This window comes from Arcticibacter svalbardensis MN12-7, assembly GCF_000403135.1.
GTDB lineage: Bacteria > Bacteroidota > Bacteroidia > Sphingobacteriales > Sphingobacteriaceae > Arcticibacter > Arcticibacter svalbardensis.
Genome location: NZ_AQPN01000016.1, coordinates 1 through 1306, shown reverse-complemented (window position 1 = coordinate 1306; position 1306 = coordinate 1). Strand labels below are relative to the sequence as shown.

Annotated in this window: 1 protein-coding gene and 1 pseudogene; both read right to left on the bottom strand. The window is 35.1% G+C overall.

The window, feature by feature from the left end:
- Positions 1-256 (bottom strand): annotated as a pseudogene (locus tag ADIARSV_RS21400) (ISAs1 family transposase); the annotation flags it as partial.
- A gap of 119 nt (positions 257-375) precedes the next feature.
- A complete protein-coding gene (locus ADIARSV_RS02090) occupies positions 376-1221 on the bottom strand; it encodes a substrate-binding domain-containing protein (protein ID WP_016193690.1) in 846 nt (281 codons plus the stop codon).
- Positions 1222-1306 lie beyond the last annotated feature (85 nt).

Here is a 1306-nt window from a genome sequence, read left to right as displayed (position 1 = left end):
TTTATTCCCTATAATTGTCTCTGCTATATCGGTCTGTGTAACCATAGCATCGATACTAATAATACTATCTTCAAATATCCAACAGTTTCAAAAGCTGTGGGATAGCGGTTATCTCGTTGCTCTTATCGTCCACCTTAAGCTGCCCAAGCACTAACTGATTGACTGATGCCCAGGCGCTTACCATGTGGATAAGACTCCGCTCATGAAAACCATCTTTTGATCCTCTAATGCATTTACCATCAATACTTAAAAGCTCCTTTTTAATGGAAACGGGTAAAGGCTTCCTTTGTCTTTTAATGACTCGCCTTCCACCTATTTATTGCCTTTACATGACGATTGAATATAGGCACCTTCATAAGTAAAATAGTATGAGCTCTAACAATGGAAAGTACTCTCGAGCTTTTTGAAAATATTTTCATTAAATTTTTCATTCCTCGAAATCAAATTAATTAGTTTCTTAGTGATATCTTGTCCCAATTCAAAAGCAGGTTGTCTGATAAACGAGAAGGAAGGTAAAAACAACTCAGCCATATCCGAGTTGTTAAATCCAGAAAGCATGATATTGATGCTTTCCTGATTTTTTTTTAAAAATAAAAGGCATGCGTTATTCAGCCTATCACTAGATACAAAAACAGCGTCAGGTTTATTTTTAGATAAAAATAAATTGGCAATTAAACCCTCTAAATCCTTCGCTGTACTATTCCCATAATTGAAATATTTTATCAATGATGAGTCAGGAGTTAAATTGTATTTCTTTAATGCATCCAGATAGGCCTGTCGTCTTTCTCGGGTTGTCGAAAGATGTTCGGCATGACCTAAGAAACCTATTTTTTTATATCCTTTTTTGATGAGGTATTCAGTTGCATTAAAGCTACTTTGATAAGTCTTTATCGTCATACTTGGAACACCTTTCAAAGGATTATCTCTATCAAAGAACACCATCGGAATTCTTCTATCAATCAATTGACTAAAATGATTGTAATCGAAAGTGGATGAAGCAACAGCAACCAGTAATCCGTCGATGTGTCTTTTTGCCAGATGGTTTAAATTCTCAATTTCTCTTTGGTAATTATCGTGGCTTTGTGTGATGATTAAATGGTAGCCATTTGAATAGGCTATAGAATCCACGCCGTCAATAACCTGTGAAAAGAAGTAATTAGCTACGTCACAAACAATGAGTCCAATACACTTACTTTTCCCATTTTTAAGAGAAACTGCCATTGGATTTTGCTAGAAATTAACAGATTCAGCATAAGCTAAAACGCGTTTCTTAGTTTCCACACTAATTTCATGACTGTCACTTAAT